General features: G+C 66.6%; 13 protein-coding genes and 1 riboswitch. Of the genes, 4 read left to right on the top strand and 9 right to left on the bottom strand.

What is annotated here, in order from left to right; genetic code table 11:
• Window positions 1-44 precede the first annotated feature (44 nt).
• Entirely contained in the window at window positions 45-2,756 is a 2,712-nt protein-coding gene (pepN, locus tag CBM2586_RS04675; RefSeq protein ID WP_115686934.1) for an aminopeptidase N, read from the bottom strand.
• Between the two features lie 285 nt (window positions 2,757-3,041).
• Between pepN and CBM2586_RS04680 the strand changes: the two genes are divergently transcribed.
• Together CBM2586_RS04680 and CBM2586_RS04685 are read left to right on the top strand one after the other, a co-directional pair.
• Window positions 3,042-3,671: a DUF4136 domain-containing protein gene (locus CBM2586_RS04680; protein WP_115663793.1), complete on the top strand. Its 630-nt coding sequence runs from the start codon at window positions 3,042-3,044 to the stop codon at window positions 3,669-3,671.
• A 303-nt stretch (window positions 3,672-3,974) separates the two neighbouring features.
• Window positions 3,975-6,296, top strand: a complete 2,322-nt coding sequence (locus CBM2586_RS04685; protein ID WP_115662644.1) for an NADP-dependent malic enzyme — start codon at window positions 3,975-3,977, stop codon at window positions 6,294-6,296.
• A gap of 100 nt (window positions 6,297-6,396) precedes the next feature.
• On the opposite strand, the gene CBM2586_RS04690 is transcribed toward CBM2586_RS04685, so the two are convergent.
• From CBM2586_RS04690 to CBM2586_RS04715, 6 genes are all read right to left on the bottom strand, one after another.
• Window positions 6,397-6,642, bottom strand: a complete 246-nt coding sequence (locus CBM2586_RS04690) for a hypothetical protein (RefSeq protein ID WP_012352285.1) — start codon at window positions 6,640-6,642, stop codon at window positions 6,397-6,399.
• A 228-nt stretch (window positions 6,643-6,870) separates the two neighbouring features.
• On the bottom strand, window positions 6,871-7,938 hold the full coding sequence (locus tag CBM2586_RS04695) for a porin (RefSeq protein ID WP_115662643.1): 1,068 nt from the start codon (window positions 7,936-7,938) through the stop codon (window positions 6,871-6,873).
• Between the two features lie 180 nt (window positions 7,939-8,118).
• On the bottom strand, window positions 8,119-8,637 hold the full coding sequence (uraD, locus tag CBM2586_RS04700; protein ID WP_115686935.1) for a 2-oxo-4-hydroxy-4-carboxy-5-ureidoimidazoline decarboxylase: 519 nt from the start codon (window positions 8,635-8,637) through the stop codon (window positions 8,119-8,121).
• Window positions 8,634-9,584: an allantoinase PuuE gene (gene puuE / locus CBM2586_RS04705; RefSeq protein WP_115686936.1), complete on the bottom strand. Its 951-nt coding sequence runs from the start codon at window positions 9,582-9,584 to the stop codon at window positions 8,634-8,636. Before puuE ends, uraD begins: the two co-directional genes overlap by 4 nt.
• 157 nt (window positions 9,585-9,741) lie before the next feature.
• Window positions 9,742-11,148 (bottom strand): nucleobase:cation symporter-2 family protein, encoded by a 1,407-nt coding sequence (locus tag CBM2586_RS04710; RefSeq protein WP_115662640.1) that lies wholly within the window; start codon window positions 11,146-11,148, stop codon window positions 9,742-9,744.
• Window positions 11,149-11,319: 171 nt separating this feature from the next.
• On the bottom strand, window positions 11,320-12,096 hold the full coding sequence (locus tag CBM2586_RS04715) for a GntR family transcriptional regulator (RefSeq protein WP_115662639.1): 777 nt from the start codon (window positions 12,094-12,096) through the stop codon (window positions 11,320-11,322).
• 298 nt (window positions 12,097-12,394) lie between these two features.
• Here CBM2586_RS04715 and uraH point away from each other — a divergent pair, with 298 nt between their 5' ends.
• Window positions 12,395-12,748, top strand: a complete 354-nt coding sequence (gene uraH / locus CBM2586_RS04720) for a hydroxyisourate hydrolase (RefSeq protein WP_012352291.1) — start codon at window positions 12,395-12,397, stop codon at window positions 12,746-12,748.
• A 31-nt stretch (window positions 12,749-12,779) separates the two neighbouring features.
• A complete protein-coding gene (locus tag CBM2586_RS04725) occupies window positions 12,780-13,991 on the top strand; it encodes a urate hydroxylase PuuD (protein ID WP_115686937.1) in 1,212 nt (403 codons plus the stop codon).
• A 167-nt stretch (window positions 13,992-14,158) separates the two neighbouring features.
• Here the strand turns inward: CBM2586_RS04725 and CBM2586_RS04730 are convergent, their stop codons facing one another.
• Both CBM2586_RS04730 and CBM2586_RS04735 read right to left on the bottom strand, forming a co-directional pair.
• On the bottom strand, window positions 14,159-14,734 hold the full coding sequence (locus tag CBM2586_RS04730; RefSeq protein ID WP_115662636.1) for a TMEM165/GDT1 family protein: 576 nt from the start codon (window positions 14,732-14,734) through the stop codon (window positions 14,159-14,161).
• 27 nt (window positions 14,735-14,761) lie between these two features.
• Window positions 14,762-14,997: riboswitch (yybP-ykoY riboswitch) on the bottom strand.
• A 49-nt stretch (window positions 14,998-15,046) separates the two neighbouring features.
• Window positions 15,047-16,210 (bottom strand): fatty acid desaturase, encoded by a 1,164-nt coding sequence (locus CBM2586_RS04735; protein WP_115662635.1) that lies wholly within the window; start codon window positions 16,208-16,210, stop codon window positions 15,047-15,049.
• Window positions 16,211-16,215 lie beyond the last annotated feature (5 nt).

Below are 16,215 nucleotides of genomic sequence, written 5' to 3' on the forward strand. Positions count from 1 at the left end.
CGGCCGCGCCAGGGCCGGGCATTGGGGGCGTGGGCCGGTCGCGCTCAGCCGGCCAGCGCCTTGCCGACGATCTCGCGCACGTCGCGCGACAGCGTGCTGCAGGCGGCGACGCGTTCCAGCTCGGCGCGCATGCGGTCGCGCAACGCCAGTTCGTATTTCTGCCAGCGGTCCATCACGCGTGCCAGGCGCGCCGCCACCTGCGGGTTGATGGCGTCCAGCGCCAGCACCTGGTCGGCCCAGAAGCGGTAGCCCGAGCCGTCCTCGGCGTGGAACTGCGCCGGGTTGCCCGAGCAGAAGCTGAAGATCAGCGAGCGCGCGCGGTTGGGGTTGCGCAGGTTGAAGGCGGGATGCTCCATCAGCGCGCGCACGGTATCGATGGTGCGCTTGCCGGCGTGCGGGCCGCCGGGCTGCGGGCCAACGCTGCCGCGCTGCATGCCCTGCAGCGAGAACCACTTGTCGATCACCAGCGGGTCGTCTTCGAAGCGTTGGTAGAAGTCAGCCAGCGCATGCTCGCGGCCGGGGGCGAAGCTGTTGACCAGCGCCGACAGCGCGGCGAAGCGGTCGGTCATGTTGTCGGCCTGCTGGTATTGCTGGTCGGCCAGCGCCTGCAGCGCGGCGTCGCCGCTGTCGGCCAGGTAGCCGAGCGCGAGGTTGCGCAGCGCGCGCTTCGCCGCCGAGGCGGCATCGGGCGAATACAGGCCAGGCGTGGCATTGGCGTCGTAGGCGGCGAGCCAGTCGGCCTGCAGCGCGCGCGCCAGGCCTTCGCGCATGAACTGGCGGGCGCGGTGGATGGCGGCGGGATCGGCCACGCCCATGCGCTCGGCCAGGTAGGCCTCGGCCGGCAGCACCAGCGCCTGCTCGCGGAAGGCGGGGTTGAGCGTGTCGTCGGTCAGCACCGCGCGCATGGCGCGCACCAGCGCGGGATCGAGCTCGAGCTGGCGGCCGGCCTGCACATCGGCCACCAGCTGCAGCAGCGCGCGCGTGGCCAGGCGCTGGCCGGCTTCCCAGCGGTTGAAGGCGTCGCCGTCGTGCGACAGCTGGAAGGTCAGCTGCGTGTCGGTGTATTCGGCATCGACGATCACCGGCGCGGAGAAATTGCGCAGCAGCGAAGGCAGCGGCGCGTCGGTGCCGCGCGGCAGGTTGATGAAGCGAAAGCTCTGCTCGGCCTGCGTGAAGTCGAGCACGCGCGTGGTGCCGGCGGGCGCGCTCTCGCCCTCGAGCTGCAGCGGCAGGTCGTTGCCGTCGGCGCCGAGCAGGCCGAGCGCGAAGGGAATATGGAAGGGCTGCTTCTCGGGCGTGCCGGCGCGGGTCTCGATGCCGACCTTGGGGCAGCGCTGCGACAGCGTCAGCGTCAGGCTGCCGTCGTCGCCGTTCCACGCGGTGCGCGCGGTCACCACCGGCGTGCCGGCCTGGCTGTACCACAGGCCGAACTGGTTCAGGTCGCGGCCATTGGCATCGGCCATGGCGGCGCGGAAGTCATCGCAGGTCACGGCCTGGCCGTCGTGGCGCTCGAAGTACAGGTCCATGCCCTTGCGGAAGCCGTCGCGGCCGAGCAGGGTCTGGTACATGCGCACCACCTCGGCGCCTTTCTCGTACACCGTGACGGTGTAGAAATTGTTGATCTCTTCGTAGCTGTCGGGGCGCACCGGGTGCGCCATCGGGCCGGCGTCCTCGGGGAACTGCACCTGGCGCAGCACGCGCACGTCCTCGATGCGCTTGACCGCGCGGCCCGATTCCGAGCCCATCATGTCGGCCGAGAACTCCTGGTCGCGGAACACGGTCAGGCCTTCCTTCAGCGACAGCTGGAACCAGTCGCGGCAGGTCACGCGGTTGCCGGTCCAGTTGTGGAAGTACTCGTGGCCGACCACTGCCTCGATATTGGCGAAGTCGGTGTCGGTGGCGGTTTCCGCATTGGCCAGCACGTACTTGGTGTTGAAAATGTTCAGGCCCTTGTTCTCCATCGCGCCCATGTTGAAGTCGCCGACGGCGACGATCATGAAGCGGTCGAGATCGAGCTCAAGGCCGAAGCGCTGCTCGTCCCAGCGGATCGAATGGACCAGCGAATCCATCGCGTGCCGGGTCTTGTCGAGGTCGCGCGGCTCGACCCACACCTGCAGCAGCTTGTCCTTGCCCGAGGCGGACTGGATCCGTTGCTCGATGCATTGGAGCTTGCCCGCCACCAGCGCGAACAGGTAGGACGGCTTGGGGAACGGGTCTTCCCACACGGCCTCGTGGCGGCCGTCGGGCAGTTCGCGCTGGCTCACCAGGTTGCCGTTGGACAGCAGCACCGGATAGGCGGCGCGGTCGGCGCGCAGCGTGACGCGGTAGGTCGCCATCACGTCGGGGCGGTCGAGGAAATAGGTGATGCGGCGAAAGCCCTCGGCTTCGCACTGGGTAAAGAAGTTGCCGTTGGACACATAGAGGCCCGACAGCGTGGTGTTGGCCGCGGGCTGGCACGCGGTGGTGATTTCCAGCGTGCCCTGCGCCGGCAGCCCGGGCAGTGTCAGCGTGCCGCCGTCCTGGGTGGCGTTGGCCACCGGCTTGCCGTCCAGGCTGACGCCGATCAGCTCGAGTTCTTCGCCGGCCAGCACCAGCGGCGCGTCGGGGGCGCCGGCCGTGCGCGCAAAGCGCAGCGTACTGGTGACCACGGTGCGCCGGGGATCGAGTTCCAGCACCAGTTCGGCGTGGTCGATGGCGAACGGCGGCGGGGTATAGTCCTTGCGATAGACGGTAACGGGCGTGTCGGTGCGCAGCATGGAGGGATCCTGTCTTCGGAAGACCGTTAGGAAAAAGGGGGCGGCCACGCGCGTGCAAGCAAAGCATGGCGCTGAAGTCCTCATTGTAGCCAAGGGGTTGGGGCGCGGTCTGGCGGGCGCCGCACCAAGCGCTGCAGGGAATTCCGCGGCACCGGCGTGGTCTCAGAGACACGCAGGGTTCAGCAGACAGAAGAGCGAGGTAGCACTATGTGGCAGCGCGCAGGCGGTGTCGGCAAGGATGGGGCAGCGGGCCGGTGGCCGGGGCTGCGCGGAACGTGGGGCGCGTTGGCGCTGCTGGCGGCGCTGCTGCTGACGGGGTGCGCCAGCACCGTGACCACCGATGTCACGGCGTTCCGCCTGCCGGGCTGGCAGAACGACGCGCCGCGCACCTACAGCTTCGATCGCAGCGCCGAGCAGGCGGCCCAGCTCGACCGCCAGACCTATGAACAGTGGCTGGCGGCGGCGCTGGCCGGGGTCGGCTTCGAGCAGGTGCCGGCCCGGCAGGCGCGCTACCTGGTCAGCATGGACTACGACTCGGCACCAGGTCTGGTGCGCGTGGTCGAGACGATCTACCCGGACCCGTGGTACGGGCCGTGGGGCCCGTACTGGGGCCCATACTGGGGACCGGGCTACTACCGGCCGTGGGGCCCTTGGGGGCCGTGGGGCCCGGGCTACTGGCCGCCCCAGACGGTGGTGCGCGACGTGCCGGTGACGTTCTCGAGCCTGCGGGTGTATTTCAAGGACGCGGCCAGCGGCAAGCGGGTCTGGCAGGTCACGGCGCAGAACCAGACCGAGAACGGAAGTTTGCCGGCGATGATGCCCTACCTGATCCGCAGCGCCTTCACCGACTTCCCGTCCGACAGCGGCCGGCCGCGCCGGGTGACGCTGGAGGTAGAAAAAGAGAACGGCAAGTAGGCCCGCCAGCGCAATGCGTGCGGATGCATGCAGGAGCATGCTTTTGCATCGCTATTGCATACCCAATGGTAAAAGCTGTTTAACGGCCAGAATCCGCGCAAAATGCGGCCTGCAGGCGTGCCGCGGTGGTACTTTGCGCGGGCGCGTGGGCTAGAATAGCTGCTCGATTTTTCCGGCCTGGCTGCCGGAGTCGTCAGTTTCGCTGCCAGAGCTTGTCCTTCGCTGCCGGCTTGTCGCTTGAGCCGCGCCGAACCATGGCGGGAGAGGGGCGCTTCCGGTCCGGGCCATTTTCCGGACGAGCCAATGAGCAGCAAGAACGGCGGTGATGCACCGCAACATGCCCCGAACAGTCCTGAAGCGCAGCTGCGCCTCGCCGCGCTGGAATACCACCGCAGCCCGACCAAGGGCAAGATCCAGGTCACCGCGACCAAGGCGCTGTCCAACCAGCGCGACCTGTCGCTGGCCTACTCGCCGGGCGTAGCGTACGCCTGCGAGGAGATTGCCAAGGATCCCGCCACCGCCGCCGAATACACCTCGCGCGCCAACCTGGTGGCCGTGATCACCAACGGCACCGCCGTGCTGGGCCTGGGCGACATCGGCCCGCTTGCCGGCAAGCCGGTGATGGAGGGCAAGGGCTGCCTGTTCAAGAAGTTCGCCGGCATCGACGTGTTCGACATCGAGCTCGACGCGCGCGATCCGGACCAGATCGTCGAGATCGTCGCCGCGCTCGAGCCCACGCTGGGCGGCGTCAACCTGGAAGACATCAAGGCGCCCGAGTGCTTCTACATCGAGCAGAAGCTGCGCGAGCGCATGAACATCCCCGTGTTCCACGACGACCAGCATGGCACCGCGATCATCTCGGCGGCGGCGCTGCTGAACGGCCTGAAGGTGGTCGGCAAGGACATCGCCAAGGTCAGGATGGCGGTGTCGGGCGCCGGCGCTGCCGCGATCGCCTGCCTGGACACCATGGTGAGCCTGGGCGTGAAGCGCGAGAACATCTCGGTGGTCGATTCCAAGGGCGTGATCCATGTGGGCCGCGACGCCAACATGGAAGCCAACAAGGCGCGCTACGCGCAGGACACCTCGGCGCGCACGCTGGCCGACATCGTCAAGGGCGCCGACGTGTTCCTGGGCTGCTCGACCGCCGGCGTGCTGACCGGCGACATGGTCAAGACCATGGCCGACCAGCCCATCATCCTGGCGCTGGCCAACCCCGAGCCCGAGATCCGCCCGGAAGTGGCCAAGGCCGCGCGGCCGGACTGCATCATCGCCACCGGCCGTTCGGACTACCCGAACCAGGTCAACAACGTGCTGTGCTTCCCGTACATCTTCCGCGGCGCGCTCGATTGCGGCGCCACCAAGATCACGGAAGCGATGAAGCTGGCCTGCGTCAAGGCCATCGCCGAGCTGGCCGAGGCCGAGCTCAACGACGCCGTCGCCGCCGCCTACGGTGGCCGCGAGCTGAAGTTCGGCCCCGACTACATCATCCCGACGCCGTTCGACCAGCGCCTGATCGAGAAGATCGCGCCGGCGGTGGCCAAGGCCGCCGCAGAGTCCGGCGTGGCCACGCGCCCGATCCAGGACCTGGAAGCGTATCGCCAGCAGCTGTCCACCTACGTCTACCACACCGGCCTGATCATGAAGCCGGTGTTCTCGGCCGCCAAGGCCGCGCCCAAGCGCGTGGCCTATGCCGAGGGCGAGGAAGAGCGCGTGCTGCGCGCGGTGCAGTCGGTGGTCGACGAAGGCCTGGCGCGTCCGATCCTGATCGGCCGCCCGCACGTGATCCAGATGCGCATCGACAAGGCCGGCCTGCGCCTGAAGCCGGGCGTTGACTTCGAGCTGATCAACCCCGAGGACGATCCGCGCTACCGCGCCTACCACGAGGCCTACCACGCGCTGCGCGGCCGCGACGGCGTGACGCCGGACATGGCCAAGGTGGCGCTGCGCCGCTCCAACACGCTGATCGGCACCATGCTGATGCACATGGGCGACGCCGACGCGCTGCTTTGCGGCACCGTGGGCCGCTTCGAGGCGCACCTCGAGCACGTGCGCGACGTGATCGGCCTGGCGCCGGGCGCGCATGTGTTCGCCGCGATGAACGCGCTGATGCTGGAGAAGTACACGCTGTTCATCACCGACACCTTCGTCAACGACGACCCCAGCGCGGAACAGCTGGCGGCCATCGCCCAACTGGCCGCGGAAGAGATCGCGCGCTTCGGCCTGCAGCCCAAGGTGGCGCTGATGTCGCACTCGATGTTCGGCTCGTCGACGCGGCCGTCGGCGCGAAAAATGCGCGAGGCCGCGCAGATCCTTGCGCGCGAGGCGCCGCACCTGGAAGTCGAAGGCGAGATGCAGGGCGATGCCGCCCTGGTCGAGGACGTGCGCCGCCACTTCCTGCCGTCTACCAAGCTGGCCGGCAGCGCCAACCTGCTGGTGATGCCGACGCTGGACGCCGCCAACATTGCCTTCAACCTGCTCAAGATCACGGGCGGGCAGGGCGTGACGGTGGGGCCGATCCTGCTGGGCGCGGCCAAGCCCGTGCACATCCTCAACCCGCAGGCCACCACCCGCCGGATCGTCAACATGACGGCCGTCGCCGTGGCCGAGTCCAACGCGGTGCGCTGATTCGGCGCGCAGTCCGCCATGCAAAAAGCCGGGTCGATGACCCGGCTTTTTGTTTGTTGCCCCGCCGCATCGGTGCGGCAAGGGGCGGTTGGGGTGGTGGCTACTGCAGCACGTTGTACTGCTCGCGCATGACCACGATGATCGATTTCGCCGCTGCGAGCTGGTGACCCAGGTTGTCGACGGACTCCTGCGGGAAATCGACCTCCGCGCTCCAGTTGCAACCGGTATGGTCAGGCTGGTGCATTCGCACCGCGTGCAGCTCGCATTCGCCGCACTCGGGGTTGTTGTCGAGGCACTGGTTCAGGATGGCCATCAGTTCCGAACGGGTCTTCGCGTATCGCCGCATGTGTCACCTCGCTGTCATGGTTTTTGAGGCCTGGAACACCAATCTAGGAAGCGCGCCGGGGCCATTCCAATTGAATCCGCCTATGGAGCGGCAGTTTCCCATCCGCCACGGCATGGCGCAGCGCAGCATGGCTGCGCGCCACCGGTGACGCGCGAGGCGCCTCGTCGCCAATAGAAAAAGCCCGCCGGAAAGGCGGGCTCCAGTGCTGCCGGTGACGCGCTCAGCGCATCAGAATTTGTGGCGCACGCCAACGCCGAAGGTATCGCCGTGCTCGATGCCGGTGATCTTGTCGTAGTAATAGGCGGCGTACACGTCGGTGCGCTTGGACAGGTTGTAGTCGTAGGCGACGGCAAAGGTGTTGCGCTTGAAGTCGCCCAGCGAGTTGTCGACCTTGCCGTAGGCGTACGACGCCAGCAGGTTGCCGGCGCCGATCGGCACCGAGGCGCCGAACTGGCCGTCGATGTGCTTGATGTCGCCCGACGGCGCGGTGGTGGCGCGGGTCTTGATGTACTGGCCCTGCGCGAACAGCTTGACCACCTTGAAGTCATAGGACAGGCCGAGCTGCGCGGCGTCCTGGCGCGACAGGCCGATGTCGGACATGTCGGTCGGCACGTTGTTGAAGCGCACCTGCTGGTAGGCCACGGTCGCGGCGAACGGGCCGTTGAAGTACAGGACGTTGCCGCCGAACTTCTGCTTGCCCGCGGCGCCCGGCTGCTCGCCGAAGCCGTAGATGAAGTTGGCGGTCAGGCCGCCGAAGTTCGGCGTGCTGTACACCACCGAGTTGTTCCAGCCCGAATCGCCGATGATGCCGGGATCGGCAACGGCGCCGCTGACCGCGCCGAAGTAGGTGTGGAAGATCGTCGGCGAGAACACGTAGGAGTCGACCAGCGGGTTGAACAGGATGGTCGAGATGAAGTACGGCGTGGTGTTGCGGCCCAGCTTGATGGTGCCGGCCTTGTCGTTCTGCAGGCCGACATAGGCGTTGCGGCTGAACATCGAGTCGCCGTTGAAGCGGCCGCTGCTGCCGCTGTCAGTGCGGAAGAAGCCGTTCAGGTCGAAGATCGCCTTGGTGCCGCCGCCCAGGTCTTCGGTGCCCTTGATGCCCCAGTAGGACGTCTGCATGCCGCCCGAATTGGCTACCCAGGCGCGCTCGCCCGAACCCGGGCTTTTCACGCCGCCGACGAACATGTCAGCCTGGCCGTACAGCGTGACGCTGGACTGGGCCATGGCAGCGCCGGAAAAAAGGGTAGCCGCTACCGCCGCCAGCTTGAGCGCCGGCTTGTACTGCTTCTGCATTGTTAGACCTCCGTGGTTTTGATCCTGCTTGGAACGTTGTGTACTGGGTCCCTGACGGGTTCTTGTCATGTCTTTGTGCTTTTATTCGTGCCGCCTGGCCAGGGCTCGGTGTGTGTTGCTGTGGGGGGCCGGCGGCATCGGGGTACAGCGTTTTTTGTTATACAGGTGACGCTTTTTTGCTCACGCGGATACTAAGTCGTCAAGACGGAACTGCGCAATGCGATGGATCTGGTTGATGCAAGTTTGCAACTCCTGCTGCGGCGTGTTTTCGATGCGGCGCGCGAACTCGGCGATGATGCCGTGGCGGTCGTAGCCGCGCACCGCCAGGATGAACGGGAAGCCAAATTTCTGGTTGTACGCCGCGTTGAGTGACTGCAGGCGCTCGAACTCCTCGGGCGTGCACTGGTTCAGGCCGGCGCCGCCCTGCTCGCGCGTCGATTCGGCGGTCAGCTCGCCGCGCACGGCGGCCTTGCCAGCCAGCTCCGGGTGGGCGCGCACCAGCTTCAACTGCGCCGCCTCGCCGGCTTCATCGACAGCCTGGCGCAGCGCCTGCGCCAGCGCGGCGCCATCGGCGAAGGGCCGTTGCGCGGCCGCGGTCTCGGCAAACCACGGCGAATGTTCGTAGATGCCGCCCAGCACCTGCACGAATTCCGCGACCGGCATGGTGTTGAGTTGGGCGATGGTGTAGGTCTGGCTCATGCTTGGTTCCGGGGAGTGTAGGGATGGATGGCGGCCCAGTGCCGGGCGATGTCGACACGGCGGCAGATCCACACCTTGTCGTGCCCCTGCACGTAATCAAGAAAGCGCTGCAGCGCGCGGAAGCGGCCCGGGCGGCCGAGCAGGCGGCAGTGCATGCCGATCGACAGCATCTTGGGGCTGTCCTGGCCGCTCGGGTCGCCTTCCTCGTACAGCACGTCGAACGCGTCCTTCAGGTACTGGAAGAAGTGCTCGCCGGTGTTGAAGCCCTGCGGCGTGGCGAAGCGCATGTCGTTCGAGTCGAGCGTGTACGGCACCACCAGGTGCGGCTTCTTCTCGCCGCCGGTGACTTCGACCTCGGTCCAGAACGGCAGGTCGTCGCCGTAGTAGTCGGAGTCATAGAGGAAGCCGCCGTGCTCGACCACCAGGCGGCGCGTGTTGGGGCTGTCGCGGCCGGTGTACCAGCCCAGCGGCAACTCGCCGGTCAGGTCCTTGATGATCTGCATGCCGATGCGCATGTGCTCGCGCTCGGTGGCTTCGTCGATGTTCTGGTAGTGGATCCAGCGCCAGCCGTGGCAGGCGATCTCGTGGCCCAGCTCGACGAAGGCGCGGGTCAGCTCCGGATGGCGCTGCAGCGCCATCGACACGCCGAAGATGGTCAGCGGCAGGCCGCGCTTTTCGAATTCGCGCAGGAGGCGCCAGACGCCGGCGCGCGAGCCGTATTCGTAGATGCCCTCCATGCTCATGTGGCGGTCGGGATAGGCCGCGGCGCCGACGATCTCGGACAGGAACTGCTCGGAGGCGGCGTCGCCGTGCAGCACGCAGTTCTCGCCGCCTTCTTCGTAGTTGAGCACGAACTGCAGCGCGACGCGCGCGCCGCCCGGCCAGCGGGCGTGCGGCGGACGGGCGCCGTAACCGATGAGATCGCGTGGATAGTTATCGTTGGTCATGTGTCGTTGCTTGCTTCAGGAAACCACCCGGCACCGCCGTCCCGCCGCAGGCGCCACCGTCACGCAATGAGCGTGCCAGTGGTGCCAGCGTCGGCGCCGGTACTGCTTCGGGCCGGCCCCCTGCGGGGGCGGCGGCCCAGCCTTGCCGGTACTTCGATTACTCGGTGCCGTGCGAGTTGGCCGCGGCGTTGCGCATGGCCTCTTCGCGCGACTGGATGCCGTTGTAGAACAGGTTCAGCGCCACCGCGACGATGGTGCCGAGCACGATGCCGCTGTGAGTGAACGGGCTGGTCCACTTGGGCAGGTACTGGAAGAACGTCGGCGCCAGCGTCGGGATCATGCCGAAGCCGATCGAGATGGCGACGATGAACAGGTTGTGGCGGTTGCGGTTGAAATCGCACGCGCCCAGGATGCGGATGCCGGTGGCTGCCACCATGCCGAACATCACGATGCCGGCGCCGCCCAGCACGAACTGCGGCACCGAGGCCACCACGTGGGCCATCTTGGGGAACAGGCCGAAGGCGATCAGGATGATGCCGCCGGCCGCCGCCACGTAGCGCGAGCGCACGCCGGTCACCGTCACCAGGCCCACGTTCTGCGAGAACGAGGTGTAGGGGAAGGTGTTGAAGATGCCGCCGATCACCGTGCCCAGGCCGTCGGCGCGCAGGCCGCGGGTCAGGTCCTGGTTGCTCAGCTTCTTGCCGGTGATGTCCGACAGGGCCAGGAACATGCCGGTCGACTCCACCAGCGTGATCAGCATGACGATGCACATCGACAGGATCGCGGTCACTTCGAAGGTCGGCATGCCGAAGTGCAGCGGCGTGATGACGGCGACGAGGCTGGCTTCATCTAGGCCGTCGAACGACACCTTGCCCATCGCCATTGCCGCCAGCGTGCCGGCGATAATGCCCAGCAGCACCGCGCAGTTGGCCACCAGGCCGCGGCCGTACTTGGTCAGCAGCAGGATGATGACCAGCGTCAGGCCCGCGATGCCAAGGTTGGCCAGGTCGCCATAGGCGAGGTTGGGCACTTCCTTGGCGACGCCGTCGATGACCGCGCGCGTTGTGGGCTGGCCGCCGGCCGACCAGTTGATGGCCACGCGCATCAGCGACACGCCGATCAGCGTGATCACCGTGCCGGTCACCACCGGCGGGAACAGGCCGAGCATGCGCCCCATCATCGGCGAAATCAGGATGCCGAAGATCCCTGACGCAATCACTGCGCCGTAGATGCCGAGCAGGCCGACGTTGGGATCGGTGCCGATGGCGATCATCGGCGCCACCGAGGCGAAGGTCACGCCCATCATCACCGGCAGGCGGATACCGAATTTCCAGAAGCCGATGGCCTGGATCAGCGTGGCCAGGCCGGCGGCGAACAGGTCGGCGTTGATCAGGAAGGCCAGCTGGTCCTTGGGCAGCTTGAGCGCGCCACCCACGATCAGTGGCACGGCAACCGTGCCGGCGTACATCACCAGAACGTGCTGCAACCCGAGCGCGAGCAGGCGCCCGGAAGGCAAACGCTCGTTGGTGAGGTCCGTCGGGACCGTGGTGCTTGCGGAATTCATTGGTGCGTCTCCTCTCCTTTGGTTTGATGGGAACGCCACGTCCGGTGCCGGCAGTTTGGTCGGTGTTGTTATGGGCCCATCGTCGCCGCGCTCTCGTTTGCACTGCCTGGGCGCGGTACTGACGACGGGCCTGCTGCCTTCTTCTTGCGGGGGCGTGACGGGAACACCGTGCTAGGTGGAGCGGCCTAGTACGCTGCGAAGATCGAAGTTGCCGGGTTCGTCGGGCTGCACGCGGTCGGCGCAGGCGCCAAGGTGGTGCGCCATGCGCGACTGGGCCAGTGCGGCGTTGCCCTGTTCGAGGGCGTCGAGGATTTCTTCGTGCTCGTCGAACGAGCAGGCGTTGTTGCCCGGCGCTTCCACGCTGGCGATCATCAGCGTGGTGCGCGACACCAGGCGGCGCATCATGTTGACCAGCAGCGCATTGCCCGACAGTTCCGCCAGCGCGGTGTGGAATTCGGCGGAGAGGCGGATCCACTTGGGGCGGTCGTGCGTCAGGAAGGCCTGGCGCTCGTTGGCCACCATCTGGCGCAGCGGCGCGATCACGGCCTTGACGTCAGGCATGCCGGCCAGCTTTTCCAGCACCGCGCGCTCCAGCATCTGGCGCAGCTCGAACATGTCGTGCGCTTCGTCGGTGGACGGGCTGGCGATAAAGGCGCCGCGGTTGGGCTCGAGGTCGACCATGCCGTCCGCCGCCAGGTGCGACAGCACCTTGCGCACGGTGTGGCGCGCGGTGGCATAGATCTCGCAAAGCGAATGCTCGGTGAGCTTGGTGCGCGGCGGCAGCCGGTGCTCCATGATCGCGTCGTAGATCTCGTGGTACATGCGCTCCTCGACCGAGCCCTTGCGCGCGGGCTTGGCGGGCTTGCCCGCGGTCTCGGTCGGCTCGCCGACGTTGGATTCGGCCTTGGATTCGGCGTTGGCGGCAATCAGCTTCAGGCTCTTGGACATCGTGGCACCAGCAGGTCAGGCAGGGCACCGTAAATCCTGCGTATCAGGGTACGGTGATCCAAAAATTGTTGACAATTATTTGGTTACGGCCTCAATATTGTCAACAAAACCAACTCAGGTTTTCGACAACTCAGGGAAATCCCTGAATTGCCAACGGGGAAGTGCAGGCGCATTGTCGCCACGCACCAACCCAGCGCCGGGATGCGTTACCAGACGTACCGAGCGGGCACCATCCCACACATGGTGCTAGTGAAGGCAGCGGCGCCCCTCACAACCCAATCGCAAAAGGACAAATACGATGGGACGCTTGACCACCCATGTTCTCGACACCGCTGCGGGCACGCCCGGGCAGGGCATGTCGATTACTCTCCATAAAATTGTCGACAATCGTAGGGAAACCCTCAAGACCGTGGTCACCAACCACGACGGCCGCTGCGACCAGCCCCTGCTGGAAGGCGCCGACCTTGCCGCGGGGGTGTACGAGCTGGAGTTCGCCGCCGGCGACTACTTCCGCGCCCAGGGCGTGAAGCTGCCCGAGCCGGCCTTCCTCGACGTGGTGCCGCTGCGCTTCGGCATTGCCGACGTCAACGCGCACTATCACGTGCCCCTCCTGGTTTCGCCCTGGTCGTACTCGACCTACCGCGGCAGCTGAAGCGGTGGCATAGGGAAACAGGAGACAAGACATGGAAGGCTATATCCTCGACTGGGCCAATATGCTGCTGCGGTGGGTGCACGTCATCACCGCCATCGCATGGATCGGCTCTTCGTTCTATTTCGTGTGGCTGGACAACAGCCTGACCAAGCCCACCGCGCCGGACCTGAAGGACAAGGGTGTCGACGGCGAACTGTGGGCCGTGCACGGCGGCGGCTTCTACAACCCGCAGAAGTACCTGACCGCGCCCAAGCAGCTGCCGGAAAACCTGCACTGGTTCTACTGGGAGTCGTACTCGACCTGGATGAGCGGCTTTGCGCTGCTGGTGGTGCTGTACCTGTTCAACGCCAGCACGTTCCTGATCGACAAGAACGTGTTCGACATGTCGCCCGGCGCGGCGGTCGGGTTCGCGGTGTCGTACCTGCTGATCGGCTGGATCGTCTATGACAGCATCTGCCGCCTGTTCAACAAGAACGATCGCCTGGTCGGCATCCTGGTGGCGATCTACATCGCCGCCGCCGCCTACGTTGCGTGCCATATCTTCTCGGGCCGCGCGGCGTTCCTGCTGACCGGCGCGATGATCGCGACGATCATGAGCGCAAACGTGCTGGCGTGGATCATCCCGGGCCAGCGCAAGGTGGTGGCGGCACTGAAGGCCGGCCAGCCGGTGGATCCGATCCACGGCAAGCGCGGCAAGCAGCGCAGCGTGCACAACACCTACTTCACGCTGCCGGTGCTGTTCGCGATGCTGTCGAACCACTACAGCATGACCTACGCCCACAAGTACAACTGGGTGGTGCTGATCCTGATCATGCTGTCGGGCGTGCTGATCCGCCAGTTCTTCATCCTGAAGCACAAGGGCAAGATCAACGTGCTGTGGCCTGCCGCCGGCGTCGCCGCGCTGGCCGTGGTGGCGGTGATGATCGCGCCGCAGCCGCGACCTGCAGTGGCCAAGGCCGAAGGTGCCGACGCCGCAGCGACCAGCGTGAGCTTCGCCAAGGTGCAGGAAGTGATGAACGCGCGCTGCGTGCAGTGCCACGCCGAGCAGCCGAAGATGATGCCGACCGCGGCCAAGGGCATCAAGCTCGATACCGCCGAGGACATCAAGGCCCACGCCCAGCTGATCTACCAGCAAGCGGTGCAGCAGAAGGCGATGCCGCTGGGCAACGTGACGCAGATTACCGACGACGAGCGGGCGCTGCTGGGGCAGTGGTTCGAAGGCGGTGCCAAGACTACGAATTAACGCGTTCTGAATCGAGAAGCATCGGGGCTGGCTCTTGCAGAGCTGGCCTCGGAAATCCGAGCATCGGTGATCGACGGTCCGGAGGGCTGAGCAATTGGCAGCCGTCAGTACCGGACCGGCGAGGGTTTGAACGGGGCCTCGTGCCCCGTTTTTTTTCGCCTGGCGAGTTATCCGCCGATATTCAGCAGCGCCAGCACACCCAGCGCCAGGAAGATCACGGCCGCAATCTTGTGCACCAGCCCGATCGGCATCTTGTTGGCGAACTTGTCGCCAAGCAGAACCGCCGGCGCATTGGCGACCATCATGCCGAAGGTCGTGCCGGCCACCACCGCGAGCACCGCATCGCTGAAGCGCGCCGCCAGCGCCACCGTGGCGATCTGGGTCTTGTCGCCCATCTCGGCGAAGAAGAAGGCAATCAGCGTGGTGCCGAGGATACCAATAAAGCCCTTGACCGGCCGCGCCTGCTCGGCGTCGTCGAGCTTGTCGGGGATCAGCATCCACGCGGCCATCGCGATAAAGCCGAGGCCCAGGATCCAGCGCAGCAGGCTCTCGCCCACCACCTGCGTGAGCCAGCCGCCGAGCGCGCCGGCGAAGCCGTGGTTGAACAGCGTGGCGATCAGGATGCCGAGGATGATGGGCACCGGCTTGCGGTAGCGCGCGGCCAGCACCAGTGACAGCAATTGCGTCTTGTCGCCCATTTCTGCGAGGGCGACGATGCCTGTGGAGACGAGGAAGGCTTCCATATTGGTCTTGTGGGGTAACCGGGCCGCAATGCATCGCGAGATGCCAATGACGCAACCCTTTCCCGGCCCGGCCAGAAAGGGATGGTCATCGGTCTCGCCAGGCATGGACGCTGCCTGGGCCGTCTGGCCAGGCGGGTCCGGAGCTGCGCACGCCATAACCGCAAGCGGTCAAGTCTGTTGACGTACGCCCCTGTCCCCGGGAATCCGCATTGCGCGGCGCGGTGAGAGCAGGGCGGCTACTCCCCAATGGAAGCGGCGATTATAACCGCGGCGGCGCTGGATCGTCCACCACCGCCGCGGCTGGCAAGGCGATCAGGCCGGCACCGGCGCGTTCTCGCTGGTCTGGCGGCCGCGGAAATCGGTCCAGCACAGCGCCTTGAAGTCATAGAGCTTGCAGCGACGCGCGGTGTCGAAATACCAGCGCCAGGAGAAGTTCTCGATGATGATGCGGCCCGGCAGCGCGTGTTCCAGCAGCGCCTGCGCGCGCTTGAGGCGGTACAGCGGCACGCTCATGTCGACGTGGTGCGCGGTGTGTTCCATGATGTGGTGCAGCGCCGCGCCGATGCCATGGCGGAAGCGCAGGTGCACGGTGGTCGAGACGAAGGGCTGGGCCCGCGCCCACATCGTCTTGGTGTCGTACCAGGCGACGCTGGTGTGGGTATGGTGCACGTACAGCACGAAGCCGACGGTGATGTTCCACACCAGGAAGGGCAGCACGAAACCGGCGCCGACCAGCATCCACACCGATTGCTGCGTGGCCAGCGCGAGGCCCGCCAGCGCGCCGATCCAGGCCAGCCCGAACACTGCGACCAGCACGCAGTCGCCGGTAAAGATCGGGCGGCGCGTGGCCATCTGGCGCTTGCTGGGGAAGAACAGCTTGCACCACCAGATCTCCACCAGGTAATACAGGCCCGGGCCGAAGCCGGTGCGGTAGATGCGCTCCATCACGCGGCGCCAGCGTGGCAGCGCGTTGAATTCCTCGAGCGAATACGGCGCCCAGACGAAGTCGAAGCCCTTCAGGTTGGTGTAGCCGTGGTGCACCACGTTGTGGCCGACTTCCCACAGGCTGTATGGCGTCAGCGACGGCAGGAAGGTCAGCCGGCCCAGCCACTTGTTCAGGCCCCGGCGCGGGGTCAGGCTCTGGTGGCAGGCATCGTGGCCGATGATAAACAGGCGCGCGATCACCAGCCCGGCCAGCACGCCCAGCGCCAGCTTGGCGGCCCAGTGCGGCGCCAGCACCACGCCGGCCAGCACGGCGCCGAACAGCAGGTAATCGAACCCGAACAGCATCAGCGCGCGCGGCGTGCTGCGCTGGCCCAGCGGGATCAGCCAGCCGCGGATGATCTTGCGCGAGGGCAGCGGCGCGTCCGCTGCGATCGGTTCGGGCAGCGGCGCCTGGTGCCGGGCCTGGGCGCGCGCGCCGGCATGCGACTGGACGTGCCCGGGGGCGGGGTCAACGGATTGATATGCGGTCATGCAGA

It is taken from the genome of Cupriavidus taiwanensis (genome assembly GCF_900250115.1).
GTDB classification, from domain to species: domain Bacteria; phylum Pseudomonadota; class Gammaproteobacteria; order Burkholderiales; family Burkholderiaceae; genus Cupriavidus; species Cupriavidus taiwanensis_B.